Below are 18,003 nucleotides of genomic sequence, written 5' to 3'. Positions count from 1 at the left end.
TCGCGATGCCGCGGAGGTCGCGCGGGAGCGTCACGCGCCTCCCGGACCGGGCGGGCAGCCCCTCCTCGCCCGGCGCAGGATGAGCCCGGCGGCGACGCCGGCGGCGACGGCCGCCAGCGGCAGCGCCGCGCCGCCGATCCGGCCGACCTTCGCCCTGACCCGGCTCCTCAGGTCCAGCCTGGACAGCAGCGCGGCCGCCGTGCGGGCGAGCTCCGCCCGGTCGCGCTCGATGTCGCGGCGCACCTGCGCCAGCTCGTCCACGGCGGGCCCCCATTCGACGACGGCGCGCCGGATGGTCTCGTTCAGGGTCACCCCCCGGTCGCGGACCGCGCCCCGCACGAGCTGCTCGTGCACCCCGGTCTCCCCCGCGTCGGTCGAGGCGAGGCCGAGCCGGGGGTCGGTCTCGGTCACCTCCGTACGCCTTCCCGGACCACGTCGATGTCGGTCCTGATGCTGTGCATCGTCCGATGCGGCGTCGGGGGCGTCGCGGAGGCCACCCGCTGCTTGCCGACCACTCCGACGAGCATGGCCAGGAAGACCAGCCCGCCGCCGATGATGAGCGCGGACGCCCAGCCGGGCAGCACGATCGCCAGCGCGAGGATCGCCGCGGCGACCAGCGCGCCCCCGCCGAGCAGCGCGGTCACCCCGGCCGCGCCGACGAGCCCGGCGCCGAACCCGGCGTGTCTGCCCTTCTCCATGAGCTCCATCCTGGCGAGCCGCAGTTCGTCCCGGACGAGCCGGGACATCTGCTCCGACATCTGCCGGACCAGCTCGCCGGTGGACTGCGCTTCCTTGGTGTGAACCATGGTTGCCTCCCATGTCGGAGATGCGTATGCGCCTACCCCTCGATCTGGCTACAAACCCGGGCGAAACAGATGAAAGTTTCAGTCAGTACGGCACCGGGCGGGCGGCGGCGTGGCGGCAAAAGCGCAGCCTGCGCGGGGGGCCCGGGCGACGCGGCGTGGGCGCGGCGAGCGGGACGCGGCCGGCGATTGACATCGGGGAGGGCGCTTCCACAATCCTGGATGGGAGCGCTCCCATACTATCCGTCCGATCCAGCCGTCCGCCCGCATCCCCGGCCCGGCCCGCCAACTGGCGTTCCGGTCCCGCGGATGCACCCCCCACACCTTGGAGAACCCCCGAAGATGCGCACACGACCCCGAAGCGCGGGAGCGCTCCCACGATCCCGGAAACGGATCGCCTGGATCGCCGCCGCCAGTGTGTCCGCCGGCGTGCTGGCCGGCCTCGCGCAGTCCCCCGCGTCCGCCGCCGTCTCCTGCGACGTGGCGTACACGACCAACGAGTGGACGTCCTCGCCCGGCCAGGGCGGGTTCACCGCCAACCTCACGATCAAGAACCTCGGTGACCCGATCAACGGCTGGACGCTGAAGTTCACCTTCCCGGGAAGCCAGCAGGTGACGATGCCGGGCTGGTCGGCCGACTGGAGCCAGAGCGGCTCCGCCGTCACCGCCACCAACCTGGCGTGGAACGGCTCCCTGGCGACCGGCGCCTCCACGAGCATCGGGTTCAACGGCACCTGGAGCGGCTCCAACCCGAAGCCCGCCTCGTTCACGGTCAACGGGGTCACCTGCGGCGGCGGACCGTCGCCCTCGCCGTCGGCGTCCCCCTCCTCCTCGCCCTCGCCCTCGGCCTCGCCGTCCGCGTCCCCGTCGGCGTCGCCGTCCCCCTCGGCCTCGCCGAGCGTCAGCCCGCCGAGCAACCCGTACGTCCAGAACTTCCTCGCGATGTACAACAAGCTGCACGACCCGGCCAACGGGTACTTCTCGCCGGAGGGCGTGCCGTACCACTCGGTGGAGACGCTGATGGTGGAGGCCCCCGACCAGGGCCACGAGACCACGTCCGAGGCGTACAGCTACTACCTGTGGCTGGAGGCGATGTACGGCAAGGTCACCGGGGACTGGAGCAAGCTCAACAACGCGTGGGCCTCGCTGGAGAAGTACATCATCCCGGCGACCGCCGACCAGCCGACGAACTCCTTCTACAACGCGAGCAAGCCGGCGACGTACGCCGGTGAGTGGGACGACGTCACGAAGTACCCGTCCCAGCTCGAATCGGGCGTGAGCGTCGGCGTGGACCCGATCGCGAACGAGCTGAAGAGCGCCTACGGCACCGGCGACGTGTACGGCATGCACTGGCTGCTCGACGTGGACAACACGTACGGCTTCGGCCGGTGCGGCGACGGCACGACCAGGCCCGCGTACATCAACACGTACCAGCGCGGCCCGGAGGAGTCGGTCTTCGAGACGATCCCGCAGCCGTCCTGCGACACGTTCAAGTTCGGCGGCCCGAACGGCTTCCTCGACCTGTTCACCAAGGACGCCTCGTACGCCAAGCAGTGGAAGTACACCAACGCGCCGGACGCGGACGCCCGCGCGGTGCAGGTGGCGTACTGGGCACTGCAGTGGGCCAAGGAGCAGGGCAAGGAGTCCCAGATCTCGGGGACGGTCGCCAAGGCCGCGAAGATGGGCGACTACCTGCGCTACGCGATGTACGACAAGTACTTCAAGAAGCAGGGCTGCACCAGCACCTCCTGCGCGGCCGGCACCGGCAAGGACAGCTCGGCGTACCTGCTGAGCTGGTACTACGCGTGGGGCGGCGCGAGCGACACCTCGGCCGGCTGGGCGTGGCGGATCGGCTCCAGCCACAACCACTCCGGCTACCAGAACCCGCTCGCGGCGTACGCGCTGTCGAACGTGAACGAGCTGAAGCCCAAGGGCGCGACGGCGGTCGGCGACTGGTCGGCGAGCCTGACCCGGCAGCTCCAGTTCTACAAGTGGCTGCAGTCGGCCGAGGGCGCGATCGCGGGCGGCGCGACCAACAGCTACCAGGGCCACTACGCGAACCCGCCGGCGAACCTGCCGACCTTCTTCGGGATGTCGTACGACTGGCAGCCGGTCTACCACGACCCGCCGTCCAACCAGTGGTTCGGCTTCCAGGCGTGGTCGATGGAGCGCGTGGCCGAGTACTACTACGCCACGGGCAACGCCGACGCCAAGTCCATCCTCGACAAGTGGGTCGCCTGGGCGCTGTCCGGCACCACGGTGAACGCCGACGGCACGTACCAGATCCCGTCGACGCTGCGCTGGTCCGGCCAGCCGGACGCCAGCTTCAGCGGCCCCGGCATGCCCCCGCCCAACACCGGGCTGCACGTCTCGATCGTCGACCACACCACCGACGTCGGGGTGGCCGGCTCCTACGCCAAGACCCTGATGTTCTACGCCGCCAAGTCCGGTAACGCGGCGGCCAAGAACACCGCCAAGGCGCTGCTCGACGGCATCTGGAAGAACAACCAGGACAGCAAGGGCGTCTCGGTGCCGGAGACGAAGGCGGACTACAACCGCCTCGACGACCCGGTGTACGTCCCGGCCGGCTGGACCGGGAAGATGCCGAACGGCGACACGATCAACTCGAACTCGACCTTCATCTCCATCCGGTCCTGGTACAAGAACGACCCGGACTGGCCGAAGGTCCAGGCGTACCTGAACGGGACCGCTCCGGCGCCGACGTTCAACTACCACCGCTTCTGGGCGCAGGTCGACGTGGCCACCGCCCTCGGCCAGTACGGCCTGCTCTTCCCCTGAGAAGAGGCCCTGACGGGCCCCGGCAGACCCGGGGGTGCGGTGTCGCCTGACCCTTCACCGCACCCCCGACACCCCCTTTGACACCACACACCCCCCACACACCCCGCACCTGCGAGGCATCCCCATGCGGCGTACGTTCACGGTCCTGGCGGCCCTCCTGGCCGCCGCCGCGCTCACCCCGGCGGTCCACGGGGCGGCGCTCGCCCCCGCCGCCTCGGCGGCGCCGGCGTTCAACTACGGCGAAGCCCTCCAGAAGTCGCTCTTCTTCTACGAGGCGCAGCGCTCCGGGCGGCTGCCGTCCACCAACCGGGTGTCCTGGCGCGGCGACTCCGCCCTGCGCGACGGCGAGGACGCCGGCCTCGACCTGACCGGCGGGTGGTACGACGCCGGCGACCACGTCAAGTTCGGCCTGCCGATGGCGTCGAGCGCCACCATGCTCGCCTGGGGCGGGGTCGAGTACCGCGACGCCTACGCGTCGTCCGGGCAGCTCCCCCACCTGCTCGGCAACCTGAGGTTCGTCAACGACTACTTCATCAAGGCGCACCCCGCGCCGAACGTGCTGTACGGCCAGGTGGGCAACGGCGGGACCGACCACGCCTGGTGGGGCGCGGCCGAGGTCATGCCGATGGCCCGCCCCGCGTACAAGATCGACGCGAGCTGCGGCGGGTCGGACCTGGCCGGGGAGACGGCCGCCGCGATGGCCGCCTCCTCGATCGTCTTCCGTCCCACGGACCCGGCCTACGCCGACACCCTGCTCACGCACGCGAAGCAGCTCTACACGTTCGCCGACACCGTGCGGAAGAAGTACAGCGACTGCATCACCGACGCGGCGGGCTACTACCGCTCCTGGAGCGGCTACAACGACGAGCTGGCGTGGGGCGCCATCTGGCTCTACCGCGCCACCCGGGACGCGTCCTACCTCGGCAAGGCCGAGGCGTACTACGCCGACCTCGGCACCGAGCCACAGTCCGCCACCAAGTCGTACAAGTGGACCATCGCCTGGGACGACAAGTCGTACGGCTGCTACGTCCTGCTCGCCAAGCTCACCGGCAAGCGGCAGTACGCCGACGACGCCGAACGGTGGCTGGACTACTGGACGGTCGGCGTGAACGGGCAGCGGGTCCCCTACTCCCCCGGCGGCCAGGCCGTGCTCGACCAGTGGGGGTCGCTGCGCTACGCGGCCAACACGGCGTTCGTCGCCCTCGTCTACAGCGACGGGCTGGCCGACGCCACCCGCAGGGCGCGCTACCACGACTTCGCGGTCCGCCAGATCGGCTACGCGCTCGGCGACAACCCCCGCCGATCGTCGTACGTGATCGGGTTCGGCGCGAACCCGCCCAGGAACCCGCACCACCGCACCGCGCACGGCACCTGGACCGACAACCTCAACGGTGAGCCCGCGCAGAGCCGGCACATCCTGTACGGCGCGCTCGTCGGGGGCCCCAAGGCGGCCGACGACGCCTACGCCGACAGCCGGAGCGACTACGTGATGAACGAGGTCGCCACCGACTACAACGCCGCGTTCACCGGGGCGCTCGCCCGCCTCCACGGGGAGTACGGCGGCGCGCCGCTCGCGGACTTCCCCCAGGCCGAGACCCCGGACGGGCCCGAGATCTACGCCCAGGCGTCGGTGAACGCCTCGGGGACGAACTTCACCGAGATCAAGGCGCTGATCGTCAACCACTCGGCGTGGCCGGCCAGGGCGCTGACCGACGCCACGCTCCGCTACTACTTCACCCTGGACGGCGACACCACGCCCGCGCAGATCACGCTGTCCTCCGCGTACAACCAGTGCAAGGCGCCGACCGGCCCGACGCAGTTCTCCGGGCGGGTCTACTTCGTCACGGTGGACTGCTCCGGCACGGCCATCGCCCCGGCGGGCCAGTCGCAGTCGCGGCGCGAGGTCCAGTTCCGGATCGCCGGCTCGGGCTCCTGGGACCCGTCGAACGACTGGTCGTACTCCGGCGTGCCCACCGCCCCCGGCTCCACCCCGGTGACCGTACGGAACATCACGATCCACTCGGGCGGCTCCGTCGTCTGGGGCACGCCTCCCGGCTCCGAGCCCTCGCCGTCGGCCTCCCCTTCCGCGTCCCCGTCCCCGTCCCCCTCGGCCTCGCCGTCGCCGTCCGCATCGCCCTCGCCGTCCGCATCGCCCTCGCCGTCCGCATCGCCCTCGCCGTCCGTGTCGCCCTCGGCTTCGCCGTCGCCCACCGGCCGGTCCTGCTCGGCCGTGTACACGGTGGCGAGCTCCTGGCAGGGCGGCTTCCAGGGCGAGGTCACGGTGACCGCCTCCGGCTCGTCCGCGATCGGCGGCTGGACCGTCGCCTGGGCGTTCCCGAACGGCCAGACCGTCACCCAGCTCTGGAACGGCGCCCTGAGCCAGTCCGGGGCGAACGTCACCGTCAAGAACGCGAGTTACAACGGCTCCCTCTCTCCCGGCGGCTCGACCACGTTTGGCTTCACCGGCACCTGGTCCGGCGCCAACGGCACGCCCACGTCGATCACCTGCACTCCGGTGTGACCCGCGCTCCCGCGCCCGCGCGTGTCTCTCGGCGAACGCGCGGGCGCGGGCCCATGACCGCCCGCCTTCCTGAACCCCGGCCCCCAAGGAAGGCGGGCCTCCATCCCCCGGCGGCGTCCGCCCCCGGGGCCCACCCCACAGAGAGACAGAGGTGACGCACTCCATGACGAAAAGCGTCTTCCGCCCGCCCGCCACGGCGCTGGCGGCTCTCGCCGCCACGGCCCTGGCCGCCACGGCGCTTGTCGCCGCGGCCACCACGACGGCCTCGGCGGCCACCGGCCTCGGCCAGCTCGCCGCCGCCAAGGGCAGGTACATCGGCACCGCCCTCGCCAACAACCACCTCGGCGAGTCCGCGTACGCGACCGTCGCCGACCGCGAGTTCAACTCGGTCACACCCGAGAACGAGATGAAGTGGGACGCCACCGAGCCGTCGCGCGGCTCCTTCAGCTACGGCGGCGGCGACGCCATCGTCAACCACGCCCAGGCCCACGGGCAGAGCGTGCGCGGCCACACCCTGGTCTGGCACAGCCAGCTCCCGTCCTGGGTGAGCAACGGCGGCTTCAACGCCGCCACGCTCACGTCGATCATGCAGAACCACATCTCCAACGTCGCCGGCCACTACAAGGGCAAGCTGTACGCCTGGGACGTGGTCAACGAGGCCTTCAACGAGGACGGCACCCGCCGCCAGTCGGTGTTCCAGACCACCATCGGCGACGGTTACATCGCCACCGCCTTCCAGGCGGCGCGCGCGGCCGACCCGACCGCCAAGCTGTACTACAACGACTACAACATCGAGGGGATCAACGCGAAGAGCACGGCCGTGTACAACATGGTCAAGGCCTTCAAGCAGCAGGGCGTCCCCATCGACGGAGTCGGCTTCCAGACCCACCTCATCCTCGGCCAGGTCCCCTCCGACCTGCAGGCCAACCTGCAGCGCTTCGCCGACCTCGGCGTGGACGTGGCGCTGACCGAGGTGGACGTGCGGATGCAGACCCCGGCCGACTCCGGGAAGCTCGCCACCCAGAGTTCCAACTACAACGCGCTGACCAAGGCGTGCCTCAACGTCGCACGCTGCGTCGGCATCACCCTGTGGGGCGTCACCGACAAGTACTCCTGGGTTCCCGACGTGTTCCCCGGGTACGGCGCGCCCCTGCTGTTCGACGACAACTACAACGCCAAGCCGGCGTACACGGGGATGGGCACCGCGCTGGGAGGCACCACCTCCAGCCCCAGCCCGTCGGCCAGCCCGAGCGCCAGCCCCTCGACGAGCCCGTCCTCCCCTCCCGGCAGGTCCTGCTCGGCGACGTACCGGACGGTGAACCAGTGGAACACGGGCTTCCAGGGTGAGGTCACGGTCGCCAACACCGGCGCGTCGGCGATCGGCGGCTGGACCGTCATCTGGGCGTTCCCGAACGGCCAGACCGTCACCCAGCTCTGGAACGGCACCCTGAGCCAGTCCGGGGCGAACGTCACGGTGCGGAACATGAGCTACAACGGCTCGCTCGCCCCGAACGCCTCGACCACCTTCGGCTTCACCGGCGACTGGTCCGGCGCCAACGGCGCGCCGTCCCCCGTCACGTGCGCCGCCTCCTGACGGACGGGCGTGCGGGACGACCTCCCGCACGTCCGGTTCCGAAACTTTCGCTGCAATCATGAAACTCTCGGAGCCCCCGGAACGCCTGGTTCCGGGGGCTCCCGCCCGGGGCGGCCGGGGCGGGTTCCCTCCGACGCCGGCCCTGTGGACAGCCGGTTCGCGCACCCGGCACGCGCTGTTACCGTTTCCGTGTTCGGAAGGGAGTGCGCGTGCTGGTGATCCACGGCGCCTGGTCGGGCGGCGATCTGATGCTCTGGGCGGAGGACACGTCGCGCGGCATGGGGAGCGCCTCGCGGGCGAAGGTCCGTCCGCATCCGTTCGCCGCCGAGGCGGCCGCCATCGCCGCCGACCTGCCGCTGTGGGGAGACGCCGCGAGCGCCGCGGCCGCCAAGGCGGACGCCGCCGACCTGGTCCTGTTCCTTCCCGGCTCGGCCCGCGGCCCGCTGCCGTCCCCCGAGTCCGGGCTGACGTCGGCCGCGCGCCGCCCGTCGATGGCGCTGTGGCGGGTCCCCGCGCTGCGCGTCCCGGAGGGGCCGGCGCTCGCCCTGCTGGATCGGGTGGACGCGCTGACCCGCCTCCCCGCCGAGGCATACGAGCCCGGCGAGGCCGGGGAACCGGGGGCGTACGAGCCTTCCGAGGCGGGTGAATCCATCGACACGCGGGGCGAGGCCGGGGAACCGGCGGCCTACGAGCCTTCCGAGGCGGGTGAATCCATCGACACGCGGGGCGAGGCCCGGGAACCGGCGGCGTACGAGCCCGGCGGGGAGCCCCGGGCGGGCTCCCGGCCGTCGTCGGAGCCGGGCGTCGAGCCTCCGGGCGCACATCTTCCGGTCGCGGGCGCCTCGCTCCGCTACCTCGCCGCGACGGCCGGATACGCCGTCGACCTGGTCCGGAACGGCCGGGTGCTCCCCCAGCTCGTCGCCGAGGGCGGCGGCTACGCGGCGCGCTGGCGTCCCGTGCTGACCGGCCCGTACGCCGCGCGCTTCCGGGAGCTGGCCGCCGCGATGCCGCCCGTCTGCCGGGCCGTGGACGGGGAGCGCCCGTCGGCCCACGTGCTGATCGAGGCGCTGGCCCCGCTCACCGACGCGGCGGTGCGCCGGTCGCTGCCCGATCGGCTCCTCGGCGGCCACCGTCCGGGGGCGCGCAGCCCGCTGGCCGACCGCTGGACCGTGGCGCTCACCGGCGAGGAGGCGGTCCTGCACGGCGTGACACGCGCCGACGCGGAGAAGCTGGCGACGCCGCTACGGGAGTGGTTCGCCGCCGCGCACCGGCTGGACGGCCCGATCCGGGTCTGCTTCCGCCTGACCGAGCCGGACCCCGGGCCGGACCCCGAACCGGACCTCTATCCGGAGACCGGCGCCGGCCCGATCGCCGAGCCGGGCCCGGGGTCGAGCATGGGGCCGGGCGCGGGATCAGGCGCCGGGTCGGGCGCGGGGCCGGGCGTGGGGATCCCGCACGGCGACCTCGTCGCGGAGTACGGCGGGCGGCCCGCGACCGCGCCGGACGGCGGCGTGTGGCGGCTGGAGTTCGCCCTCCAGTCCGCCGAGGACCCCAGCCTCTACCTGCCCGCCCGCGACATCTGGGCGGGGGCCGGCTCGCCGGGGTTCCCCGGGCGGCCGGACGAGGCCCTGCTCGCCGGGCTCGGCCGGGCCGTACGCCTGTATCCGAAGGTGGACGAGGCGCTGCGCGGCCCCCGCCCGGACGGTCTGGACCTCGACACGGCCGGGGCGTACGCCTTCCTCCGGCACGCCGCGCCGCTCCTGCAGGCCGCCGGGTTCGGCGTGCAGCTCCCCGCCTGGGCGGGCCGCACCCGGCTCGGGCTGAAGCTCACCGCCCGGACCCGGCCCACCGGCCCCGGAGCCGCCGCCGGGCAGGGCTTCGGCCTGGAGCAGCTCGTGGACTTCCGCGCCGACCTGGCGATCGGCGACGAGACGATCGGCGAGGAGGAGCTGGCCGAGCTGGCCCGGCTCAAGGTCCCCCTCGTACGCGTGCGAGGGCGCTGGGTCGAGCTGGACGACCGGCAGCTCCGGGCCGCGCTGCGGGCGGTGGAGCGCCGCAGGACCGGTGAGATGGCCGTCCACGAGGTGCTCCGCGAGGTGGCCCGGGGCGGTGAGGACGAGCTGCCGCTGGTCTCGGTGGACGCGGACGGCGCCCTCGGCGACCTGCTGTCCGGCGAGGCCGACCGCCGGCTGCGTCCGGTGGCGACCCCGGCGGGCTTCCACGGCACGCTCCGGCCGTACCAGGAGCGCGGGCTGGCCTGGCTCTCGTTCCTGTCCGAGATCGGCCTCGGCGGCGTGCTCGCCGACGACATGGGTCTGGGCAAGACGGCGCAGGCGCTGTCGCTGCTGCTGAGCGAGCGGGAGGCCGGGGAGCGGCCGGGGCCGACGCTGCTGGTCTGCCCGATGTCGTTGCTCGGCAACTGGCAGAAGGAGGCCGCGAGGTTCGCGCCGTCGCTGGAGGTCTACCTGCACCACGGGGGCGACCGGGCGCGCGAGGACGAGCTGGCCGAGCGGGTGGGCCGGGCGGACCTGGTGCTCACCACGTACGGCACCGCCCTCCGAGACCGGGACGTCCTGGCCGGGTTCGACTGGGCGCGGGTGGTCTGCGACGAGGCGCAGGCGATCAAGAACAGCGCGGCCGGGCAGGCGCGGGCGGTGCGGTCCCTGCCCGCGCGGACCCGGCTGGCGCTGACCGGCACGCCGGTGGAGAACCACCTGGCCGAGCTCTGGTCGATCATGGAGTTCTGCAACCCGGGGCTGCTCGGCGCCGCGAAGGAGTTCCGCACGCGCTACCAGGAGCCGATCGAGCGGGACGGCGACGAGGCGGCGACCGTGGCGCTCCGGCGGGCGACCGGCCCGTTCGTGCTGCGCCGTCTCAAGACCGACAAGACGATCATCTCCGACCTGCCGGAGAAGCTGGAGATGAAGGTGTGGTGCACCCTCACTCCCGAGCAGGCCACGCTGTACCAGGCGGTCGTCCAGGACATGATGGAGCGGATCGAGGGCAGCGAGGGCATCGAGCGACGCGGCAACGTGCTGGCGACGATGACCAAGCTCAAGCAGGTCTGCAACCATCCGGCGCACCTGCTCAAGGACGGCTCGCGGCTGCCCGGCAGGTCGGGCAAGCTGGCCCGGCTGGAGGAGCTGGCCGAGGAGGTCGTCGCCGAGGGCGACAAGGCGCTGGTCTTCACGCAGTACGCCGAGTTCGGGGCGCTGCTCCAGCCGTACCTGGCCGCCCACCTCGACCGGCCGGTCCTGTGGCTGCACGGCGGACTGCCGAAGAGCCAGCGTGACGCGCTCGTGGAGCGGTTCCAGAGCGACGACGAGCCGATGTTGTTCCTGCTGTCGCTCAAGGCCGCGGGCACCGGCCTGAACCTCACCGCGGCGAGCCACGTGATCCACGTGGACCGGTGGTGGAATCCGGCCGTCGAGAACCAGGCCACCGACCGCGCCTTCCGCATCGGCCAGACGCGGAACGTGCAGGTCAGGAAGTTCATCTGCGTGGGCACCCTGGAGGAGCGGATCGACGAGATGATCGAACGCAAGACGGCGCTCGCCGAGCGGGTCGTCGGCACCGGCGAGGACTGGATCACCGGCCTGTCCACCGACCGGCTGCGCGAGCTGTTCCGGCTCGGCCCGGAGGCCGTGTCATGACCGAGCGCAAGCCCGCGAGGGCGCGGGCGGCGCGCGGCCCGGGCTCCGGCGGCGGGACGCGGGGAGGCGGCTGGTTCGAGCCCTCCCGGCCGATCAAGGTCGAGGGCGGGTTGCGGGTGCGCAGCAGGCGCGGCTCTATCGGCGAGCGATGGTGGTCGCGCCGCTTCATCGACGTCCTGGAGGCCGTCTGCGACAGCGGCCGCCTCGCCCGCGGCCGCTCGTACGCACGCTCAGGGCAGGTGCTCGACCTGGAGATCGCGCCGGGCCGGGTGCGGTCCCGGGTCCAGGGGTCGCGGCCCGCGCCGTACCGGGTCGTGGTGGAGGTCGAGGCGTACGGCGCGGACCGGTGGCGGGAGCTGGTCGAGGCGCTGTCCGGGCAGGCGATCCACCGGGCCGCGCTGCTCGCCGGGGAGATGCCGCCCGAGATCGAGGACGTCTTCCGGATCGCCGGGCTGCCGCTCTTCCCGGACGAGACCGGGCTGGACATGTCCTGCTCGTGCCCCGACTGGGGTTTCCCGTGCAAGCACCTGTCCGCGGTGCTGTACGTGCTGGCCGAGTCGTTCGACGACGACCCGTTCCTGGTGCTGGCCTGGAGGGGCATGGGCAAGGAGTCCCTGCTGGACGCGCTGCGCGCGACCACGCTCGCCGGGCCGGGCGGCGGCGCGGGGCAGAGTGACGGGCAGGGCGACGGGCACGGCGAGCCGGCCCGGCCGGGGCTCTTCGACGTGGCGGACACCCCGTTCGCCGAGCGGATGGCGGACTTCTACGAGCCGTCGGTCTCGCCGGCCCGGCTGCGGGATCGCGGCGGCCTGCCGGCCTCGCCCTCCGACCTGTTGCTGCGCGCCCTCGACCCGCCGCCGGTGAAGGCGCGGCACATCCCGCTGCTCGACCTGCTGCGGCCCGCGTACCGGACGCTCGCGGAGGGCGGCCCGGCCGAGGAGGACGGCGGCGGGCCCGGCCGCCGGTGAGGACGCGGCACCCGGTCCCCTGACGGCACGGGCGGCGGCGTGCGTGCCCTGCCCTGGTCACGGCGGCCACCCTCGGCGGGCGTGCCCTGCCCTGCTCGCGGCGGCCACCCTCGGCGAGCGTGCCCTGCCCTGCTCGCGGCGGCCACCCTCGGCGTACGCGAAAGGCCGCGACGGGCCAGGACGGGCCGCGACGGGCTCAGGTGTCGGTGAAGTCCCGGGGCACCATGACGCGCACGCCGTTCGGGATGGTCTTGAGCACGAGCGGGGTGCGCAGCCGCACCTCGCCGTCGATGTCGGCGGCCATCGGCGGGTCGGTCTCCAGCAGCATCTCGGCGCCGGAGACGAACGGGCCGCCGGCCAGGCTCTGCCAGCGGCCGGTGGTGGCCCGCACGAGGGTCTCGGCGAGCAGCCTGAGCCGTTTGCCGGAGCCGAGCTGGTAGGCGACGAGCGTCCGGTTGTCGATGCTGATGTCCCGGGCGATCTGCCATCCGCCGTGGAAGCGGCCGTTGGCGATATTGAGCTGGTGGGTGAGCACCTCGTGCCGCCTGCCGTCCACCGTGATGTACGCCCGGAACGGCTGGTGGCGGGGAAGCAGCCGGATCGCGGTCAGCGGGTAGGCCGCGCGGCCGAGCACCCGCTTGAGCCAGGGGCGCACGGTCCCGGCGACCTCGACGGACACGCCGAAGCTGGCGAGGTTGGCGAAGGGGCGGTCGCCGCAGACGCCGAGGTCGATGTCGGCGACCTTGCCGTCGGTGAAGACCCGTACGGCGCGGGCGAGGTCGAGGGGCAGGCCGAGGCTGCGGGCGAAGTTGTTGGTGGTGCCGAGCGGCAGCACGCCCAGGGCGACGTCGCGGTGCGCGATGTGCTTGATCGAGCTGCTGAGGGTGCCGTCGCCGCCGCCCACGACCAGCAGGTCGGGCGTGGCGTCGAGCGCCCGCTCGATCGTGTCCCTGAGCCGGGCGGGGTCGGTGACCTGGTGGACGCCGACCAGGTCGAACCGGCCGGCGCGGAGGAGGCGCAGGACGTCGGGGTAGTGCCGCCGCCCCCGCCGTGACCGCGTGTTCACGACGACGGCGGCGCGGCGATGCGTTTGGATCGCCGCCGTATGGTCCGCTTTGCTCCGCATGATCACATGGTAGGCGGGCCCGGCGACAGAAATCGTCGCCGGGCCCTGACCGTTCGCGTACCGTTCCCTTACCGGGTCACGTTCACTTCTTGGGCGCCGTGACCTGGAGGATCACACCGAGGTTGAGCGGCAGCGGGGCGACGAGCTTGATCTTCACGCCGAGCTGCTTGTTCTCGTCCCCGGGGTTGCCGGTGCCGAGGATCGCGCCGCCGATGTCGGTGCCGTACAGGTCGGTCGCCGGGGAGCCGTCCTGGTTGACGATCCGGGTGCTGTACTGCTGGCCGTCCTTGGACGGGACGACCGCGGAGCCGTCACGGTGCCGGTAGTAGAGCTGCTCGCCCCGGACCTCGAAGCCGGGGTACCAGCCCTTGGCGTCGGTGAACTCCTTCACCGCGGACTGCTTGGCGAACGAGGTGCAGTACTCCTTGAACGCCTCGCCCTCGATGCACTCCTTGAAGGGGTACGTCCCGACGAAGTTGAACGACGCGTTCGAGGACTGCGGACGGGAGGGGAGGTTCTTCAGCGTCGAGGGGTCCTTCGTCGCCGCCTCGCCGGTGCGGCGCAGCGGGTCGAAGTGCGAGTCGACGACGAGGAGCTGGCCCTTCGGGCCCACCGAGGGCAGGTCGAAGGTGTTGTCGGCCACGTTGTTGGCGGCCCGGGAGGTGTCGCGGTACCAGACCAGCAGGCCGGGCGCGTTGTACTTGACCTTCTCGACCTTCCAGGCCCCGTCGCGCTGCCAGGTCGTGTCGTAGGCGTACTCGAGGCCCTTGTCGAAGCCGTCGAAGTTACGCCACTCGGCGAGGTAGTACTGGGCCGACTGCAGTTCGCCGGCGTGGGTCACCCAGCCGGCGCCGCTGGTGTTGGTGAAGGTGCCGGTGGCGGTGGTCCAGCCGTTGGCGCCGTTCTCGACGTCGTCGCTCCAGACGGACGTGCCGCCGTTCGTGAGCGAGAAGTCGTCGAGGAACCAGCCGGTGTTGACGGACGCCGCGTCCGTGGCGTAGCGGAAGCGGACCTGGACGGTCTTGCCGGCGAACGGCGTCAGGTCGGCGTACAGGTGGGCCCAGCCGCCGCTCTCGCCGGTGACGCCGTACTTCTTGTTGCCGTAGTCGCGCAGGCGGCCGTTGGGGTCGGTGTAGCCGTCGTCGGTGCTGGCGAGGCCGCCGTCCTCCTTGTAGACCTTCTGCTCGGCCCAGGTGGCGCCGCCGTCCGCGGAGACCTCGAAGAACCCGAAGTCCCAGTCGGCCTCGATGCTGTAGTCGCTCCACCACCAGAACTTCTCGTCGGCGCCGGCCGGGACGTCGACCGTCCTGGTCAGCTTCGAGTCGCCCCAGTTCTGGTCGCTGTTGGACCACCAGACGTTGGAGCCGCTGTGCGGGGTGGTCATGACGACGTGCTTGTCCGGCAGGTTGATCCGGACACCGTCCTCGGTGCCCTTCGGGGTGCGCGAGGTCTGGCCGACGGTCAGCAGCTTCGTGCCGTCACCGGGGTTGAGGTTCTTGGGGTTGGCCCAGCCGAGCACCCACTTGTCCCACAGGCCCATGTGCGTGGGCAGCGACTGGAAGATCGGCCCGGAGTGGGAACCGCTGGCCATGAGGTCCCAGAAGTCCACGTCGGAGTCGCCGCCGCCGGAGGAGTCGTACAGGTCCGGCAGGCCGAGGTCGTGGCCGTACTCGTGGGCGAAGACGCCGACGCCGGAGTTCTCGGGCTGCACGATGTAGTTGGAGATCTTGACGTTGGTGCCGGGAACGGTGTAGCCGCCGGTCACGTCGCTGGAGTGCGCCCAGATGGCGAAGGTGCCCTCGGCGCCTCCGCCGCCGGACTTGTCCTCGCCGGCGTGGATCAGGACCACGTGGTCGATCACGCCGTCCGGCTCGTCGTAGTTGCCGTCGCCGTCCGCGTCGGAGACGTCTTCCTTGTCGTAGTCGGCCCACGGGAAGTTCGGGTTCTGCGCCGCGAGGGCGTTCACCGCGTCGATCGGGAGCTGGGCGGCGCCGCGCGGGTTGTCCGGGTGGCCGGACATGTCCTGCATGGGCGAGCCGCACTTGCCGGCGCCGTACCACGCCTCGGAGTGCGGGACCTTGATCCAGCCGACCGCCTCGCCGGAGACGGTGTAGGCGCCCTTCGACATCTCCTCGTACATGTTCTTCATGGTGGAGCGGGAGATGTCGATGCCCTTCTTGCCGTCCCGGGGGTCGGTCAGGTCGGGGCGGACGCGGGTGGTGATGCCCTCGGAGGAGTAGAGCATCTTGTTGTAGTGGGCGTTGTTGAAGTCCGCCACCCACATCGAGTTGTTGTCCTTGCCGCCCCCGGCGGCGTCGGCCGGGTTGGGGATGGTGTTGTGCAGCGGCCCGTTGACCTTCGTGCCCGGCGGCTCGGTCACGCAGTCGTCGACGTTGTCGATCGTCTTGGGGTGCGAGAAGCCGGAGAAGTCGTCGTTCGCCTGGTCGTTGAACTCGACGAGGAGGGTGAGCAGCTTGGCGGTCTTGGTGGTCTTCGACTTCTTGTAGAGGAAGTCGAAGGGGTTCTGACCGGTCCTGATCGCGCGCTTCTCGTTCTTGACCAGCTCGCGGGCGGCGACGGGGTTGCCGCTGGCGAACTTGCGGTCGATCTCCTTCGCGAGCGCCGCCGTGCGGTTGGCGCCCTTGGAAGGGACCTTCTCGGGGGTTTCGGTGACGTCACTCTGCACGCGCGGGGACGCGTAGTTGATGTAGTGGTCCGCCGCCGACGGCTGGTAGTTCGCCGGGGTGTCGGCCGCGGCCGCACCCGAGGTGGTCAGCCCCGCCGCCGCCGCCAGCCCGAGCACGGGCACGACCGCGACGAGACGCCTGAGTCTCCTGGACAACGAGATCCCTTCCCTGTCCGGGGTCGCCGGACGCGTCACGAGGCGCGCCGGGATGAGCGCGCGCCTGGCCTTGCGATCCCGCGGCGGGGCCGCCCCGGGATCCGCAAGCGGACGATAAGGAGGAAGTAAAGGAAGCGTAAAGGGGCGAGATCGAACTTTGTAAAACCGTGATCTATCCGGCATCGGACCGCGCTCCACCTGCGCGGACGCCGTCCCCACCGCCCTCCGGGCGCCCTCGTGTGCCCTCACCTGCGGTTCTCTTCGCCAAATGGGCACAGCGGGTCGTAAGGTCCTTTTCGTGGAAGACCTCATCGCCGCGCTGCCCGAGGGGCGGGTGCTGACCGACCCCGACGTCACCGAGTCGTACGCCAGGGACCGCACGTTCCTGCGTCCCGGCAAGGCGCTGGGCGTGGTGCTCGCCCAGTCGCGGGACGACGTGGTGGCGACCATGCGGTGGGCCACCGAGCACCGGGTGCCGGTGGTGCCGCGCGGCGCGGGCTCGGGCCTCGCGGGCGCGGCGACGGCGACGGACGGGAGCGTCGTCCTCTCCCTGCACCGGATGACGTCGATCCTGGAGCTGTCGCCGGACGACGAGATCGCGGTCGTCGAGCCCGGCGTGATCACCGCCGACCTGGACCGCGCGGCGCGGGAGCACGGCCTGATGTACGCGCCCGACCCGTCGTCGTACGAGATCTCGACGATCGGCGGGAACCTCGCCACCAACGCGGGCGGGCTGCGCTGCGTGAAGTACGGCGTGACCCGGGACTCGGCGCTCGGCCTGGAGGTGGTGCTCGCCGACGGGCGGATCCTCGAGACGGGCCGCCGGACGGTGAAGGGCGTCACCGGCTATGACCTGACCGGGCTGTTCGTCGGCTCCGAGGGCACGCTCGGCGTGATCACCAGGGCGACGGTGCGGCTGCGGCGGGCCCCGGCGGGGGTGGCGACGGTCGCGGCGGAGTTCACCTCGCTGGGCGACGCGGCGGCGGCCGTGTCGGCGATCATCGCGGCCGGCTGCCAGCCGTCGCTGCTCGAACTGATGGACCGCACCACGCTCAAGGCGATCGACGACTGGAAGAACATCGGCCTGGCCCCCGCCACCAAGGCGATGCTGATCGCGCAGTCGGACGCCTCCGACAACCAGCGGGCCGCCGCGCGGATGGCCGAGCTGTGCGACGCGAACGGCGCGTCCTTCACGGCGCTGTCGGAGACGGCGGAGGAGGCGGCGGAGCTCGTCGGGGTGCGGCGGCTCGCCTACCAGGCCAAGGAGCGCCTCGGGCAGTGCCTGGTCGAGGACGTGTGCGTGCCGAGGTCGGCGCTGCCGGACATGATCTCGGCGGTCGAGGCGGCGGCGGCCCGGCACGACGTCATGATCGCTACGGTGGCGCACGCGGGCGACGGGAACCTGCACCCGGTGTTCGTCTTCGAGCGCGGGCTGGAGGAGCCGCCGCCGCGGGTGTGGGCGGCGGCCGACGAGGTGTTCCGGGAGGCGCTCGCGCTGGGCGGCACGCTGACCGGCGAGCACGGCGTCGGCCTGCTCAAGCGCCGCTGGCTCGAACTGGAGTCGGGTCCGCTGGCCACCGAGATCCAGCACGGGATCAAGCGGGTCTTCGACCCGTTGAACATTCTCAATCCCGGCAAGGCGATATAAAGCGTTACAAAACAGCCCAAGACTTGATCGCTGGTAACGTTTTCCTCTC

At 72.0% G+C, this 18,003-nt stretch carries 10 protein-coding genes; 6 read left to right on the top strand and 4 right to left on the bottom strand.

Annotated features, from left to right (window positions below):
- Positions 1 to 30: 30 nt before the first annotated feature.
- Positions 31 to 411, bottom strand: a complete 381-nt coding sequence (locus tag AWQ70_RS33270; protein ID WP_067185394.1) for a DUF3618 domain-containing protein — start codon at positions 409 to 411, stop codon at positions 31 to 33.
- The gene (locus AWQ70_RS33265; protein ID WP_067185392.1) at positions 408 to 806 is read right to left on the bottom strand and encodes a phage holin family protein; all 399 of its coding nucleotides are present in this window, start codon (positions 804 to 806) and stop codon (positions 408 to 410) included. The genes AWQ70_RS33270 and AWQ70_RS33265 overlap by 4 nt, the downstream gene beginning before the upstream one ends.
- A gap of 339 nt (positions 807 to 1,145) precedes the next feature.
- Between AWQ70_RS33265 and AWQ70_RS33260 the strand changes: the two genes are divergently transcribed.
- The 5 genes from AWQ70_RS33260 to AWQ70_RS33240 all read left to right on the top strand — a co-directional run bounded on the left by AWQ70_RS33260 (position 1,146) and on the right by AWQ70_RS33240 (position 12,338).
- Positions 1,146 to 3,602, top strand: a complete 2,457-nt coding sequence (locus AWQ70_RS33260; protein ID WP_067185388.1) for a glycoside hydrolase family 48 protein — start codon at positions 1,146 to 1,148, stop codon at positions 3,600 to 3,602.
- A 124-nt stretch (positions 3,603 to 3,726) separates the two neighbouring features.
- A complete protein-coding gene (locus AWQ70_RS33255; RefSeq protein WP_067185384.1) occupies positions 3,727 to 6,123 on the top strand; it encodes a glycoside hydrolase family 9 protein in 2,397 nt (798 codons plus the stop codon).
- A 163-nt stretch (positions 6,124 to 6,286) separates the two neighbouring features.
- On the top strand, positions 6,287 to 7,717 hold the full coding sequence (locus tag AWQ70_RS33250) for a glycoside hydrolase family 10 protein (RefSeq protein WP_067185380.1): 1,431 nt from the start codon (positions 6,287 to 6,289) through the stop codon (positions 7,715 to 7,717).
- Positions 7,718 to 7,926: 209 nt separating this feature from the next.
- Positions 7,927 to 11,370 (top strand): DEAD/DEAH box helicase, encoded by a 3,444-nt coding sequence (locus AWQ70_RS38185; RefSeq protein WP_245647266.1) that lies wholly within the window; start codon positions 7,927 to 7,929, stop codon positions 11,368 to 11,370.
- Positions 11,367 to 12,338, top strand: a complete 972-nt coding sequence (locus tag AWQ70_RS33240) for an SWIM zinc finger family protein (RefSeq protein WP_084518081.1) — start codon at positions 11,367 to 11,369, stop codon at positions 12,336 to 12,338. The genes AWQ70_RS38185 and AWQ70_RS33240 overlap by 4 nt, the downstream gene beginning before the upstream one ends.
- Positions 12,339 to 12,534: 196 nt before the next feature.
- On the opposite strand, the gene AWQ70_RS33235 is transcribed toward AWQ70_RS33240, so the two are convergent.
- Both AWQ70_RS33235 and AWQ70_RS33230 read right to left on the bottom strand, forming a co-directional pair.
- Positions 12,535 to 13,464, bottom strand: a complete 930-nt coding sequence (locus tag AWQ70_RS33235) for a diacylglycerol/lipid kinase family protein (protein ID WP_067185466.1) — start codon at positions 13,462 to 13,464, stop codon at positions 12,535 to 12,537.
- Positions 13,465 to 13,546: 82 nt separating this feature from the next.
- Complete coding sequence (locus AWQ70_RS33230; protein WP_067185376.1) at positions 13,547 to 16,306, bottom strand: immune inhibitor A domain-containing protein; 2,760 nt, start codon at positions 16,304 to 16,306, stop codon at positions 13,547 to 13,549.
- A 298-nt stretch (positions 16,307 to 16,604) separates the two neighbouring features.
- On the opposite strand from AWQ70_RS33230, the gene AWQ70_RS33225 reads away from it, so the two are divergent.
- Entirely contained in the window at positions 16,605 to 17,954 is a 1,350-nt protein-coding gene (locus AWQ70_RS33225; RefSeq protein ID WP_245647265.1) for an FAD-binding oxidoreductase, read from the top strand.
- Positions 17,955 to 18,003 lie beyond the last annotated feature (49 nt).

This window comes from Microtetraspora niveoalba, assembly GCF_001570405.1.
In the GTDB taxonomy this organism is placed as follows: Bacteria; Actinomycetota; Actinomycetes; order Streptosporangiales; family Streptosporangiaceae; genus Microtetraspora; species Microtetraspora niveoalba.
The sequence above is the reverse complement of the archived record's forward strand: the minus strand, read 5'-3'. Positions and strand labels throughout refer to the sequence as shown.

Excerpts from the sequence above, each read along its gene's own strand:
- AWQ70_RS33260 (WP_067185388.1), top strand. The coding sequence starts at position 1,146 with ATGCGCACACGACCCCGAAGCGCGGGAGCGCTCCCACGATCCCGGAAA.
- AWQ70_RS33250 (WP_067185380.1), top strand. The coding sequence starts at position 6,287 with ATGACGAAAAGCGTCTTCCGCCCGCCCGCCACGGCGCTGGCGGCTCTC.
- AWQ70_RS33255 (WP_067185384.1), top strand. The coding sequence starts at position 3,727 with ATGCGGCGTACGTTCACGGTCCTGGCGGCCCTCCTGGCCGCCGCCGCG.
- AWQ70_RS33265 (WP_067185392.1), bottom strand. The coding sequence starts at position 806 with ATGGTTCACACCAAGGAAGCGCAGTCCACCGGCGAGCTGGTCCGGCAG.
- AWQ70_RS33235 (WP_067185466.1), bottom strand. The coding sequence starts at position 13,464 with ATGCGGAGCAAAGCGGACCATACGGCGGCGATCCAAACGCATCGCCGC.
- AWQ70_RS33240 (WP_084518081.1), top strand. The coding sequence starts at position 11,367 with ATGACCGAGCGCAAGCCCGCGAGGGCGCGGGCGGCGCGCGGCCCGGGC.